At 65.9% G+C, this 12,727-nt stretch carries 13 protein-coding genes; all 13 read right to left on the bottom strand.

What is annotated here, in order from left to right:
* Window positions 1–67: 67 nt before the first annotated feature.
* The 13 genes from Q8R75_RS15665 to Q8R75_RS15605 all read right to left on the bottom strand — a co-directional run bounded on the left by Q8R75_RS15665 (window position 68) and on the right by Q8R75_RS15605 (window position 12,681).
* Window positions 68–1,390 carry an NAD(P)/FAD-dependent oxidoreductase gene (locus Q8R75_RS15665; protein ID WP_305614731.1) on the bottom strand — a complete coding sequence of 441 codons (1,323 nt, stop codon included), beginning with the start codon at window positions 1,388–1,390 and terminating at the stop codon, window positions 68–70.
* 109 nt (window positions 1,391–1,499) lie between these two features.
* Complete coding sequence (locus Q8R75_RS15660) at window positions 1,500–1,979, bottom strand: disulfide bond formation protein B (RefSeq protein WP_305614730.1); 480 nt, start codon at window positions 1,977–1,979, stop codon at window positions 1,500–1,502.
* Window positions 1,980–2,060: 81 nt separating this feature from the next.
* A complete protein-coding gene (gene hslU, locus Q8R75_RS15655) occupies window positions 2,061–3,383 on the bottom strand; it encodes an ATP-dependent protease ATPase subunit HslU (RefSeq protein ID WP_305614758.1) in 1,323 nt (440 codons plus the stop codon).
* A 26-nt stretch (window positions 3,384–3,409) separates the two neighbouring features.
* Entirely contained in the window at window positions 3,410–3,949 is a 540-nt protein-coding gene (gene hslV, locus Q8R75_RS15650; RefSeq protein ID WP_305614729.1) for an ATP-dependent protease subunit HslV, read from the bottom strand.
* Window positions 3,950–4,017: 68 nt separating this feature from the next.
* Complete coding sequence (locus Q8R75_RS15645) at window positions 4,018–5,238, bottom strand: anti-sigma-factor (RefSeq protein WP_305614728.1); 1,221 nt, start codon at window positions 5,236–5,238, stop codon at window positions 4,018–4,020.
* A gap of 149 nt (window positions 5,239–5,387) precedes the next feature.
* Entirely contained in the window at window positions 5,388–7,349 is a 1,962-nt protein-coding gene (locus Q8R75_RS15640) for a TonB-dependent receptor (protein WP_305626712.1), read from the bottom strand.
* A gap of 143 nt (window positions 7,350–7,492) precedes the next feature.
* Window positions 7,493–7,822 (bottom strand): hypothetical protein, encoded by a 330-nt coding sequence (locus Q8R75_RS15635; RefSeq protein WP_305614726.1) that lies wholly within the window; start codon window positions 7,820–7,822, stop codon window positions 7,493–7,495.
* 15 nt (window positions 7,823–7,837) lie between these two features.
* Window positions 7,838–8,275 (bottom strand): RNA polymerase-binding protein DksA, encoded by a 438-nt coding sequence (gene dksA, locus Q8R75_RS15630; RefSeq protein WP_305614725.1) that lies wholly within the window; start codon window positions 8,273–8,275, stop codon window positions 7,838–7,840.
* Between the two features lie 69 nt (window positions 8,276–8,344).
* Window positions 8,345–9,571 carry a class I SAM-dependent rRNA methyltransferase gene (locus tag Q8R75_RS15625; RefSeq protein WP_305614724.1) on the bottom strand — a complete coding sequence of 409 codons (1,227 nt, stop codon included), beginning with the start codon at window positions 9,569–9,571 and terminating at the stop codon, window positions 8,345–8,347.
* A gap of 276 nt (window positions 9,572–9,847) precedes the next feature.
* The gene (locus Q8R75_RS15620) at window positions 9,848–10,498 is read right to left on the bottom strand and encodes a DUF484 family protein (RefSeq protein ID WP_305614723.1); all 651 of its coding nucleotides are present in this window, start codon (window positions 10,496–10,498) and stop codon (window positions 9,848–9,850) included.
* A 7-nt stretch (window positions 10,499–10,505) separates the two neighbouring features.
* A complete protein-coding gene (dapF, locus tag Q8R75_RS15615) occupies window positions 10,506–11,339 on the bottom strand; it encodes a diaminopimelate epimerase (RefSeq protein WP_305614722.1) in 834 nt (277 codons plus the stop codon).
* Between the two features lie 22 nt (window positions 11,340–11,361).
* Window positions 11,362–11,790, bottom strand: a complete 429-nt coding sequence (locus Q8R75_RS15610) for a CoA-binding protein (RefSeq protein WP_305614721.1) — start codon at window positions 11,788–11,790, stop codon at window positions 11,362–11,364.
* Window positions 11,791–11,799: 9 nt separating this feature from the next.
* Complete coding sequence (locus tag Q8R75_RS15605) at window positions 11,800–12,681, bottom strand: lysophospholipid acyltransferase family protein (RefSeq protein WP_305614720.1); 882 nt, start codon at window positions 12,679–12,681, stop codon at window positions 11,800–11,802.
* Window positions 12,682–12,727 lie beyond the last annotated feature (46 nt).

Raw genomic sequence — 12,727 nt, 5'->3', positions numbered from 1 at the left:
CCGAACCAGGCACCGGCCCCCTGGTCCCTGGTCCCTGGTCCCTGGTCCCTTAAATTCTGCCTCTGCCTCAATGCAGCTTGACGTGCGGCTCCGTGCTGCGCTTGATGATGCGTGCCAGCGCGTCGATCGAACTTTTGATCCAGCCGTGCAGCGCGATCTGATGCATCTGGTACAGCGAGCGGTACATCACGCGTGCCACCAGGCCTTCGATGAACATGCTGCCGCCAATGATGCCGCCCATCAGGTTGCCGGTTGCGCCGGTCTTGCCCAGTGATACCAGCGAGCCGAAGTCCTTGTATCTGAACGGGCCCGGATCGCCCTTGCCGAACAGGCGCATGTCGAAAATCTTCACCAGATAGCTGGCCTGCTGGTGTGCCGCCTGTGCACGCGGCGGAATCGTGCCTTCGCCATCCAGCCAGACGCAGGCGGCACAGTCGCCGAAGGCAAACACGTCCGGGTCGCGTGTGGTGGTCAGGTGATCATCCACCACCAACTGGTTGATGCGGTTCGATTCCAGTCCGCCGAAACCGGCAAGCATGTTCGGCGCCTTGATGCCTGCGGCCCACACCATCAGGTCGGCACGGATGAACTGGCCGCTGGCCGTGGCCAGACCGTCCTTGCTCACTTCGCTGACCCGCTCGGACTTCAGCACATCGATGCCCATCTTCTTGAGCAGGCCTTCGACCGAAACCGAAATGCGTGTCGGCAGCGCCGGCAGCACCCGATCGGCCGCCTCGATCAGCGTGATGCGGACGTCCTTCCGCGGGTCCATGCTGTGCACGCCGAAGGCCCGCAACACCTTGCTGGTATGCCGCAGCTCGGCCGACAGTTCGACACCGGTTGCGCCAGCCCCGATGATGGCAATCGACACCTGGTGCGGCTCGCCACGCTCGGCGCGCGCATCGGCACGCATGCAGGCGGCCACCAGCTTCTGCCGGAAACGTTCGGCGTCGTGGGTCGAGTCGAGCGCCATCGTGAAGTCGTCGGCGCCCGGAATGCCGAAGGTATTCACCGTGCTGCCGATGGCGATCACCAGATAGTCGTAATGCAGTTCGCGCTCCGGCAGCATGGGGTCACCGTCGAAGTCCGGCACCGCCTCGATGTGGATGGTCTTGCGCTCACGGTCGATCGCCGTCATTCGGCCAAGCTGGAACTCGAAGCTGTGCCAGCGCGCCTGGGCGACGTATTCGAGCCGGTGCATGTGCATGTCCATGCGCCCGGCAGCAACTTCGTGCAGGTGCGGCTTCCAGATATGGATCGGCGAGGCGTCGACCAGCACCACGTCGGCCAGACCCTTTTCGCCGTAGCGGTCTCCAAGACTGGTCACGAGCTCGAGTCCGCCTGCGCCGCCGCCCACCACCACGATGACGGGTTTTTTCTGATGGTTCATAGTGTCCGGAAGCAGAAAGATTGATGCACGCGGATTGTGCATCAGCAACTGTCGCTTGTGCTCGACACCCTTCCGGATGCGGCACAAATGGAACAGCGGGTACGGCTGCTCAGTGCCGGCGCCACGAGAGCAGCACGGCGATCAGCGCCAGTGCCACCAGCCAGGCGAGCGACCACTCAGGAATGTCGAGCCCGAAGATGGGCGGCAATTTGGCGCCGCAGGCGCCGTCGGCGAAAAACAGCTGGGGCAGCCACTGCGCAGGCGGCAGGCTGTTTACGAAGTCCTCGACCGGATCAAGACCACAGCTGACCGACGGGTGGTACAGCACATAGACGTGCCGCCCGGCGATCGCCGCGCCCGCGCCGGCGACCAGCGCCGCCAGCCAAAGCCCGCTGCGCGACAGCGTGCCGCCGAACAATCCGCTCAGCAACAGGAACAGGCCGGCACCGGCAAAGGCGTAGCGCTGCAGGATGCACAGTGGGCACGGCGCCAGCCGTTCGACGTGCTGCAGGTAGAGCGCAAAGGCAACCAGGCCGAAACAGACGTAGGACAGGACGAACAGCAGGCGGGTACGGGCGATCGGGGTCATCGGACGCTCAGGTGGACGGACGGGGGGACATTCAGGCAGAAGCTCGGGTAGACGGAAAGTTCTGTACGCACCGGAGTGCGCTCAAAGAACATAGCGGGCAAGATCCTCGCTCTGCGACAGTTCGCCCAGGCGGAGGTCGACATAGGCGGCATCGACGGTCAGCGCACTGTCGTGCCGGCCGGCGTCGAAGGACACGTCTTCAAGCAGCTTTTCCATCACCGTGTGCAGACGGCGCGCACCGATGTTTTCGGTGCGCTCATTGACCGACCAGGCGACTTCGGCCAGCCGGCGGATTCCGTCGGCGGTGAAGTCCACCGTGACGCCGTCGGTGCCCAGCAGCGCAATGTACTGGCGCGTCAGGCAGGCGTCGGTGGCGGTCAGGATGCGTTCGAAATCTTCCACCGACAATGATTCGAGTTCGACCCGGATCGGGAATCGGCCCTGCATTTCCGGTATCAGGTCGCTCGGGCGCGACAGGTGGAAGGCGCCACTAGCGATGAACAGGATGTGATCGGTTTTCACCATGCCGTACTTGGTGCTGATGGTCGTGCCTTCGACCAGAGGCAACAGGTCACGCTGCACGCCCTGGCGCGACACGTCCGCACCACCGTGCTCGGAACGGGTGGCAATCTTGTCGATCTCGTCGAGGAACACGATGCCATGCTGCTCGACCGCGGCCCGCGCCTGCTGCTTCACCTCGTCCTCATTCACCAGCAGTGCGGCTTCTTCGTCGGTCAGCACGCGCATCGCTTCCGCGATGGTCATACGGCGCCTGCTGCGGCGCGGGTTGCCCATGTTCTGGAACATCGACTGCAGCTGCCCGGACAGTTCCTCCATGCCGGGCGGGGTCAGGATTTCCATCGACTGCGCCGACTGCGCGACTTCGATGTCGATCTCCTTGTCGTCCAGTTCGCCTTCGCGCAGCTTCTTGCGGAATTTCTGCCGCGTGCCGGATTCTTCCGCCGGCGGCGCGTCGGTGCCGAAACCCGTCGGGCGGGCCGGCGGCAGCAGCACGTCCAGGATGCGGTCTTCCGCGGCGTCCTCGGCGCGCGTGCGCGACGCCTTCATCGCGCGCTCACGCAGATCCTTGATCGCGATCTCCATCAGGTCGCGGATGATGCTGTCGACGTCGCGCCCGACATAGCCCACTTCGGTGAACTTGGTCGCCTCGACCTTGATGAAGGGCGCGTTGGCCAGGCGCGCCAGCCGGCGCGCGATTTCCGTCTTGCCGACCCCGGTCGGCCCGATCATCAGGATATTCTTCGGCGTGATTTCGGTACGCAGCGGCTCGGCCACCTGGGCGCGGCGCCAGCGGTTGCGCAGCGCCACGGCGACGGCGCGCTTGGCACGCGTCTGCCCGACAATGTGCTTGTCCAGTTCGGACACGATTTCGGATGGCGTCATGGTGTGACTGGAAGCGGCTGTATTCATCACCATTCGATCACTTCGATGGTGTGGCTCTGGTTGGTGTAGATGCAAAGATCGCCGGCAATGCCGAGCGACTTCGAAATGACATCTCTGGCGGACAGTTCGGTGTTTTCGATCAGTGCGCGGGCGGCTGCCTGAGCGTAGGCACCGCCCGACCCTATGGCAACGATGCCGCCTTCCGGTTCAAGCACATCGCCGTTGCCGGTGATGATCAGCGACGACTCGCGATCGGCCACAGCGAGCATGGCTTCGAGCCGGCGCAGCATGCGATCGGTACGCCAGTCCTTGGCCAGTTCGACCGCGCTGCGCAGCAAATGCCCCTGATGCTTTTCCAGTTTGGTTTCGAAACGCTCGAAAAGCGTGAAGGCGTCAGCGGTGCCACCGGCGAATCCGGCCAGAATGCGGCCCTGGTACAGGCGGCGCACCTTGCGTGCCGTGGACTTGACGACAATGTTGCCGAGCGTGACCTGACCGTCGCCGCCGAGCGCAACCTGCCCCGGACGGCGCACCGAAAGGATGGTCGTGCCGTGAAACTGTTCCATGCCTGATCCTGATGAAGCGGAAAGGTCGCGTACTTTACCCTCGCGGGCAGCGGCCCAGTTGAGTCGATTCAGAAATGCCGCTGCTGGATTTCCGCCACCGCGGCGACGCCGATCAGCACGAACAGCGCGGCAATCATGGGACGCACCTCGACGAAACGCGGTTGGCGACCGGTGGCCTGCACCGCTGTGATCACGTTGAACAGCAGGCCCGCGCTGATGAAATCCATACGTTTCAGATCGCAACATTCGACCTTGAGCACACCCGGCGGGTGATCGCCGGCCGTCAGCACGGCGAAGGCGTCCTGCCTGGCGCCGGTGATTTCGCCCTGCAATGCCACTGCCGGCTTGCCATTTGGTTTGACCGGCTCGGGCGCCGCCGGCAGCAGCGTGGCCGAAACCCAGCGCGCATCCCATGACGGCGGCGACTGTTCGAACGTCACCGCATACTGGATGGCAAATTCCTCGAATGTCGCTTCGTCGCCCAGCTGCTGCAGCGTTTCCAGATAAAGCAGCCATTGCTCTGGCAGCGCCGCCGTACCGGGAATGACACGCGGTGCGAGCATATCCCGCAGGGATGTGACATTGATCATCGCCACCCGATGGCCGCTGCGCCTGACTTTCACCAACGCCTCGGTCAACATTTTCGCGCCGTCTTCGTCCACGTCCTGCACGCGTGCGGTGTCGAGCCTGAGCAGCGGGGTTTTGCAAGCGAGACGGTCGAACTGGTCAATCATCGCGCGGCTGGCTTCGCACAGCTTTCCGGACAGCGTCAGGGTTGGGGGGCCATTTGCCGCGCCTCGGGACGGGCTGGCCGGCCAGGTCGGCGCAGAGCGTTCGAAACGCTCGGCATAGGCCAGCGCGTGCGCTTCGAAGGCGTCGCAGCGACCGAGCGCGTGGCACAGATCGAACAGCATCGCCCACACCTGCTCGGCGGAACTGCCCAGATCGTCGAAGGTGGCGCGCTCGAGCGCACTCAGTGCGGCTTCATCGTCACCGTTGGCAAACAGCATCGCCGCCTCTTCGACCACCGGGTGCAGTCCGCTGGCAACGTCCTGCACTTCCAGCTCGCCCTTGCCCATGCGACGCGCGCCCTCGAGCGGATCGCGCGAGATGAAGTCGAGCGATATCAGGCCACTCGATGGCGACACGCTCGGCGCAACATTGCGCGGCCCGCTCTGGGGCGGCGTGCTCTGGGGCGGACGCGAAGCCGTGCCGCCGCGGGCGGGCTGCACGGGTTTGCGCGTCTCGACCTGCGGCGCAGGTGATTTCTTGAAGAATGAAAAGGCCACGGACGGAAAGATATCGGGTTAACCCGAAGGGTTAACGGCACTGCTTGGACAAAATCGATACAGATCTTTACTTTACCCCGCAAACCCTGCGCGCTGCGCGCCCATCCCGTAAGCAGACGTGACAGGCGCCCGCCCCCGCGTCGCTGCGTTCAGAAATTCATCCGCAGACCGGCCATCACGCTGCGCCCGGGCAGCGGTGCAATCGTCTTCAGGAAAGACACGTGGTTGCGCGCTTCGGTATCGAACAGATTGTTGCCGCGCAGCCAGGCTTCCCAGCCCATGCCACCCGCCGAGAAGCCGTAGCTGGCAAATGCGTTGACCCGCGTATAGCCCGCGGTCGATGTGCCGCCATCGTCTACGCGATCCTGCCGGCGCACGCCCTGTGCTTCGAGCCGCAGCTGCAGCCGGTCGCGATGCCAGTTCAGCGCGGCGAGCGCGCGCATCGGCGCAATGCGCGGCAGCGGCTCGCCGGTGTCACGGTTGCTGGCACGCACCATGTCGGCCTGAAGATCGAGGTGCAGTTCGCCGGCGCAGCGGCACAGCAGCAGATGCGCCTGCGCCTCGGCACCGGTGAATCTGGCCGGCACCGCACTGTAGGTAAACTCCGGCAATTCACCTGCAGGGTCGATCAGTCCGTCTTCTTCGCGGTTGCGGCCGCTACCTGACAGCGCGATGTAGTTGTTGAAGCGGCTGTGGAACACACCGATGCTGCCGCTGTGCTCGCCATGCTTGACCCGAAGCTGCAGGTCGATCGAGTTCGATTTCTCGGTATCGAGCGCGGTGTTGCCCAGTTCGTAATTACCGGTGGCGGCATGCGGGCCATTGGCGAACAGCTCGTAAAAGGTCGGCGCACGTTCGGTGTGGGCCAGCTGGCTGGCCACCGAAAACACCTCGTTCAGCGGATAGATGGCGCCGAAGGCTGCGCTGCGCGCGGTGAAGCGGCGCTCCTGCGAGGGGTCGAAGCGTGGCGTTCCGGGGTTGTTCGCGTCATCCGGTCCGCCGCCATCGGTACCGACCTCCACCCGTTCGATGCGCCCGCCGAAGGTGAGCTTCAGGTCGCCGACCTTCGTTTCCTCGAACACGAACAGTGCGCGCGTATCGGTGCTTGTGGACGGCACGAAGGCCTCTGCGCCGAGCGCCGAAAAGTCGCTGCTGTCGAGCTGCACGCCGAATACGCCGCGGAAGGCACCGACCGGCGCGTGGCTGGCTTCGACCCGGAAGTCGGTGCCCTTGTTGAAGAAGCGTGTCTCGGGCGCTCCATCATCCAGTTCGACATGCTTGTAGTCGGTGTGACCGGCACGGAATTTCAGGCCGGTGATGAAACCGCCCAGATCGCGCGCCTCACCGGCCAGATCCCAACGCTCGCTGCGCATGTCGATGGTGATGGACGGTTCGGCGACCGTACCGTACAGCGTGTCGTACTGGCCGTAGGACGCGCCGACATAACCCTTGTCGCCAGCCAGCGAAAAGCCGATGCCGCCGCCTTCGCTTTCGGCCGCCGAATTGCGCAGCCGCGATGCGCCGCTGCTGCGTGGAATCCGCAGGTCGCTGGTACGGCGGCTGAAGCCATCTACGTGCAGATTGAAGCCGTTGGCACCGAATTCGGCACGACCGGCGACGGCGCGCGTCGAATCGGCACCGCCGACCACCCCGTCAAGGCGGCCACTGGCACCGGACAGCGCACCCTGGGGAATGCGGTTGTCCAGCGTATTGACCACGCCGCCGACTGCATTGCCGCCATACATCAGCGCCGCAGGGCCGCGCACCACCTCGACCCGTTCGATCACCAGCGGGTCGGTCGTGACCGCGTGGTCGAAGGACAGTGACGACGCATCGACCGTCGCGCCGCCGTTGCTCAGGATGCGCACCCGGTCGCCGTCGAGGCCGCGGATGACCGGGCGGCTCGAATTCGGTCCGAACCAGGTGCTGCTGACGCCGGGCAACGTGCCGACCGTTTCGCCCAGCGTGCTGGCGCCGCGCAGCGTCAGGTCATTGCCGTCCATGACCGACACCGGGCTGACCAGATCCGACAGGTCGCTGCCAAGCGGATTGCCGGTCACGACGACAGTGGGCAGATCCTTGATGGTTTGCGCCGCGGCCGGAACGGCCATGGCTGCGATCGAAGCGGCGACGACGGCGCTTCGCAATGAATGCGGGTGGTACATGAGTGCTCCCCTGGCCCGATAGGGCATGGCCGCGCACGACGCGGCCGGTCTGTCACTGGAAGGATCGCGCCGGTAGGCGGCGCGCTGCGTCAGATCAGTGAGGGGAGTGGCGGGCCGTGAGCGCGTTGCTCCGGCAGATCGCAAGCCGTTGAACGAACTGGCGCGGTCGTGATGAATACGTGATCAAGGCCGGCGTGGCGCAGCCCCGGCAGCTTGGCCGGCATCGCGGTATTCAGCGCATGTCCCGACAAGCAGTCTGCGCATGACACCGCGTGCAGACCCGAGCCATGTTCCGACCCGGCGACCGAATGCACGCCGGGCGCCGGATGATGTTCGTATGCGTGCGCAAGCGCCACATGCTGTGCGCCAAACAGGCACAGCAGCAGCAGGATGCGCCGCAGTACGAACAGGGGATTCATGACGGCGAAGCCGCTTCAGTCGCCGTACAGCTTCTGCAGTCGTTCGCGCCGTTCCTGCGCTTCGATGGTCAGCGTCGCGGTCGGACGGGCAAGCAGGCGGCCGATACCGATCGGCTCGCCGGTTTCGTCGCAATAGCCGTACTCGCCTGCGTCGATACGGTCGATCGCCTGTTCGATCTTCTTCAGCAGCTTGCGCTCGCGGTCGCGGGCGCGCAGTTCCAGCGTGTGTTCTTCTTCGACCGTCGCGCGGTCGGCCGGGTCGGACACGTTGTCGGCTTCCCGCATGTGCTCGACCGTTTCATCGGCCTTGCGCAGGATGTCGTCACGCATGCGCGCGAGCAGACCGCGGAAAAACGCGAGCTGCGCCTCGTTCATGTAGTCCTTTTCCGGCATCTTCAGCATGTCGGCTTCGGTCAGCGGCTTGTCTGCCTTGCCGGCGTTCTTGGTGGCCATCCGCGGGGACTCCCAAGTTGGAAAGAGCGGGAGGATACCAATGTTTGCAGTAAAACAAGAGCCGCGTTGTCACACCACGCGGATGAGCAGCCCTTTCAGGTACTCGCCTTCCGGAAAAGCCAGCCCGACCGGGTGATCCACCCCGGCCGAAAGCCGGCGCAAAACGCGCGCAGCGACGCCGGCATCAGCCGCTGCGTCACCAACGATGCCCTGGAACATCGCCGGGTCGATGCCGGCCGAACAGGAATAGGTCATCAGCAGCCCTCCCGGCGCCAGCAGACGCAGTCCGAGCAGGTTGATGTCCTTGTAGGCGCGCGCAGCCGACTTGGCGTGCGACGCCGACGGCGCGAACTTCGGCGGGTCGAGCACCACCAGATCGAATTTGCGGCCTTCGGCACGCAGTGTGCGCAGGTGCTGGAACACGTCCGCTTCGAGCCAGGCAGCGCGCGCCGCGTCAAGGCCCGGGTTGTGCGCCAGATTGGCGCGGGCCAGATCGAGCGCCGGTCCGGATGAATCGATCGACAGCACCTCGGTCGCCCCGCCGGCCAATGCGTGCAGCGAAAAGCCGCCGGTGTAGCAGAAGCAATTCAGCACCCGCCTTCCCTGCGCCAGTTCGCCGCACAAACGGCGACTGTCACGCTGGTCGAGGTAGAAGCCGGTCTTGTGGCCGTTGACCACGTCCACTTCTATATTGATACGGCCTTCTGCGGCGCGTTCGGCAATGACCGGGCGCAGCGTCCAGCTTTCGCTCCCCGTCTCGCCGGTCAGCCAGCCGGTGCGCGTGGCCAGCCCTTCGAGGGCGCGTACGTCCGGGTCGGAACGCTCGTAGATGCGGGCGATGCCGGTGGCCCGGGTCAGCGCGTCGGCGATCGCGTCGCGCCACTTCTCGCCACCGGCGCTGGTGATCTGCAGCACGATCGTGTCGCCGTAGCGGTCGGCGACCACGCCGGGCAGGCCGTCGGATTCGCCATGCAGCAGCCGCACCCCGCCGGATGCGTCGAATTCGGGCGCCAGTTCCGGCAGATCGCGCCGCTGCTCGACCGCGCGCGCCACGGTGCGGCGGAAGAAAGCGTCGTCGATGCTTTCGTCGACGAAGGTCCACATGCGGGCGCGTATCTGCGACTCGGGCGACAGCGCGGCGCGGCCCAATGCGCGGCCGTTGCTCGCCTGCACCACGACGGTGTCACCCGGCCGGGCGCGCCCGTCGATGCGATCGACCGCACCAGCGAAAATCCACGGGTGGCGCCGCAGCACCGAACGTTCGCGGCCCGGTGCAAGAATCAGGGTGGCGGTCACACTGCGCGGTCCGAACGGGTCGGCTGTTCAAACCCGACCCTGTTCGAACAAAGTGAGCGTGGGGGCCGACGCGCCGCCCGCAGGGCCGCCCCAAGGGGTGTAGCGGGGGTTTCGGCGGGCATTGCTCGCCGCCCGCGTAACGGGTCGGCTGTGCAAAGCCGACCCTGTGCGAACGAAGTGAGCGTGGGGGCCGACGCGCCGCCGGCAGGGCCGCCCCAAGGGCGAGCGCAGCCCCCTCGGGGGGCAGCGAACGAAGTGAGCGTGGGGGCTCTCATCTCAGCCCAGCTCGCGGATCAGCGAGGCGCCGAGCAGTTCGCCAATCCGTTCGAGGTAGAGCGTGCCCATGTCGGACACGAAACGGTCGGCATCGTCGGAACCCAGCGCCAGCAAACCGACGATGCGTGATTCGCGGCGCAGCGGGATCAGCGCAATCGACTGCACCGACGGCGCCGCGTCGCCGAACCACGCCACTACGCCCAGATCGTTCACCGGCCCGCAATAGGGATGCTTCGCGTCGTTGGCGAACACGCGGATGCGCTCCTCCACCGGCGCGAACACGTCGCTGTCGCGCGTCAACACGCTGTTCCAGAGGCGCAGCGCCAGCTGCGGCACGGCGAAGGCGTCGGCCAGCTGTTCACGCAGCACGTTCATCAGCGCGTCGAAGCTTCCAGCTGTCAGCAGCGCGACCGACAGCGCATGCACGCGCGTGGAAATGAGGTCGTTGTCTTCGCCGAAGCGCAGCAGCTCTGCCAGCTTCAGTTCCAGCGCCTTGGACTTTTCGCGCAGCGTCAGGATCTGCCTTTCGGTGATCGAAATGGTGCGGCCGCCGTGCGGATGCGGGACATACAGCTGCGCCAGCAGGTCGTGGTAATCCTCGAAGAACTGCGGGTGGTCCTGCAGGTAACGCGCGATGTCGTCGGCTCTCATGCCTCGGTCACTCCAGATGAATGTCTGCTTCAAAAACGGTCACGGCCGGGCCGGTCATGTAGACCGGCTCACCTTCGCCGGCCCAGCGGATGTTCAGTTCGCCGCCGCGCGTGGTCACGCGCACCGGGCTGTCGAGCAGATTCCTGACCACGCCGGCCACCACGGCGGCGCAGGCGCCGGTACCGCAGGCCAGCGTTTCGCCGGCCCCGCGCTCATGCACGCGCAAACGGATGTGATGCGCATCGACCACCTGCACGAAACCGGCGTTCACCCGCGCCGGAAATCGCGTGTGCGATTCGATCAGCGGCCCCTGCTGCGCGACCGGCGCGGCATCGACGTCGGCCACCACCTGCACCGCATGCGGGTTGCCCATCGACACGGCGGTGATCGGCAACGTCATACCCGCCACGTCGAGCGGCTGCACGAAGGCATCGGAGGCGGAATCGAACGGGATGCGCGCCGGATCGAACACCGGCACCCCCATGTTCACGGTGATTTCACCGTCGTCTTCCGCGGTCAGCGTGATGACGCCGGACATCGTTTCGACGCGGATCTGCCGCTTGGCGGTCAGTCCCTGATCGAGCACGAAGCGCACGAAACAGCGCGCGCCATTGCCGCACTGTTCGACCTCGCCGCCGTCGGCGTTGAAGATGCGGTAACGGAAATCGATGCCCGCCTGCTGCGCGCGCTCGACCAGCAACAGCTGGTCGCAACCGACACCGAAGTGGCGGTCGGCCAGAAAACGCACGCGCGCGGGTGTCAGATCGACCTGCTGACGGATGGCATCGATCACGACGAAATCGTTGCCGAGGCCGTGCATCTTGGAAAAACGCAGCTTCATGCGCGTCCTTTCATGTGCGCCTTCATTCGGTCGCCAGCGGCACCCAGTCGCGCCACACGCAGCGATTCATCACCACGGTGAGCCCGGCGTCCTTCGCACGCTGCGCGGCGGCTTCGTCGATCACGCCGTCCTGCAGCCAGATCGCCGGCAGGCCGAGCGCGATGGCGCGATCGACCACGGGGCCGACGCGTTGCGGCGCCAGAAAGACATCGACCAGATCGATGTCGCGCCGCAGCGCTTCGGGAATGTCATCGAGCGAGGCGTAGGCGGTTTCGCCCAGCACTTCGGTCACGGCCGGTCGCACCGGCACGATGCGCCAGCCCAGGACCTGCATGGCGCGCGCGACCCGATGACTCGGGCGGTTCTCATTCGGGGAGAGGCCGACGACGGCCACGGTGCGTGCGCGCCGCAACAGCGCGCCGATGGCCTGCGGCGAAGGATTTTCAAACATGCGTGCATTCTACAGCGCGGGCCGCTGCACGCCGGGCGGGCACTTGTAGCGCTTGTAACCCCAGATGTACTGGTCGGGATAGCGGCGCACCAGTGCCTCGACGCTGCGGTTGATCGCCTCGACGCGCGCCCGCGTGTCCCCGGTGACCGGCACCTCGGGCGGCAGGAAGTGCAGATGGAAACCCTGACCGTCCGGCAACCGCTCGGCGAATACCATCAGCGGGCCTTCGGCATGCTCGGTCAGTCGCGCCGCCAGCGTCATCGTGTAGGCTGGCCGGCCGAAGAAGTCGGCCCACACACCTTCGCCATTGGCCGGCACCTGATCGGGCAGGATGCCGACCAGTCCGCCGTCACGCAGCGTGCGCAGCAACCGGCGCACGCCGCCGCCGTCAGCCGCAGCCAGCGACACGCCGCCGCCGTCCCGCCCATGTGCCATCAGCGGGCCGAGCCAGGCCTGGCGGGGCTCGCGGTACAGCACGGTGATCGGCAGACGTGAGCCGATCAGTTGCGCCGCCACCTCGAAAGCGCCCATGTGCGGCGTCAGTAGCACCACGCCGCGTCCCTTCGCGTGCAGCGCCGCGACATGCTCCCAGCCGGTGACGCCGGTCACCCGGCCCAGCACCTCGGTTCGTGGCCGCATCCACACCCAGGGCAATTCGAACACGACACGCCCGGCGCTGGCGGCTGCCGCGTCGATCAGCGCGGCGTCGGCATCGGGCACGGCGCGTTTCAGATTGGCATCGAATTCGCGCCGGAACTTGTCCGACCAGGCATGCATGCGACGCCCGGCGAATGCGCCCACCGTCTGCAGGACGCGCAGCGAACAGCGTGACAACACGCCGAAGAAAGCGCCGGCCAGCCGGCTTGCCGGGGTGTGAACAACTGCAGGCATCGAGAAATGCTTGGCGCACGGAAACAACAGGACGCGGTAGACTAAT

The sequence above is a fragment of the Methyloversatilis sp. genome, assembly GCF_030696805.1.
GTDB lineage: Bacteria > Pseudomonadota > Gammaproteobacteria > Burkholderiales > Rhodocyclaceae > Methyloversatilis.
The sequence above is the reverse complement of the archived record's forward strand: the minus strand, read 5'-3'. Positions and strand labels throughout refer to the sequence as shown.

Coding starts and splice junctions, on each gene's coding strand:
- Q8R75_RS15665 (WP_305614731.1), bottom strand. CDS start 1,390: ATGAACCATCAGAAAAAACCCGTCATCGTGGTGGTGGGCGGCGGCGCA.
- Q8R75_RS15660 (WP_305614730.1), bottom strand. CDS start 1,979: ATGACCCCGATCGCCCGTACCCGCCTGCTGTTCGTCCTGTCCTACGTC.
- hslU (WP_305614758.1), bottom strand. CDS start 3,383: ATGACGCCATCCGAAATCGTGTCCGAACTGGACAAGCACATTGTCGGG.
- hslV (WP_305614729.1), bottom strand. CDS start 3,949: ATGGAACAGTTTCACGGCACGACCATCCTTTCGGTGCGCCGTCCGGGG.
- Q8R75_RS15640 (WP_305626712.1), bottom strand. CDS start 7,349: ATGGCCGTTCCGGCCGCGGCGCAAACCATCAAGGATCTGCCCACTGTC.
- Q8R75_RS15635 (WP_305614726.1), bottom strand. CDS start 7,822: ATGAATCCCCTGTTCGTACTGCGGCGCATCCTGCTGCTGCTGTGCCTG.
- dksA (WP_305614725.1), bottom strand. CDS start 8,275: ATGGCCACCAAGAACGCCGGCAAGGCAGACAAGCCGCTGACCGAAGCC.
- Q8R75_RS15620 (WP_305614723.1), bottom strand. CDS start 10,498: ATGAGAGCCGACGACATCGCGCGTTACCTGCAGGACCACCCGCAGTTC.
- dapF (WP_305614722.1), bottom strand. CDS start 11,339: ATGAAGCTGCGTTTTTCCAAGATGCACGGCCTCGGCAACGATTTCGTC.
- Q8R75_RS15610 (WP_305614721.1), bottom strand. CDS start 11,790: ATGTTTGAAAATCCTTCGCCGCAGGCCATCGGCGCGCTGTTGCGGCGC.
- Q8R75_RS15605 (WP_305614720.1), bottom strand. CDS start 12,681: ATGCCTGCAGTTGTTCACACCCCGGCAAGCCGGCTGGCCGGCGCTTTC.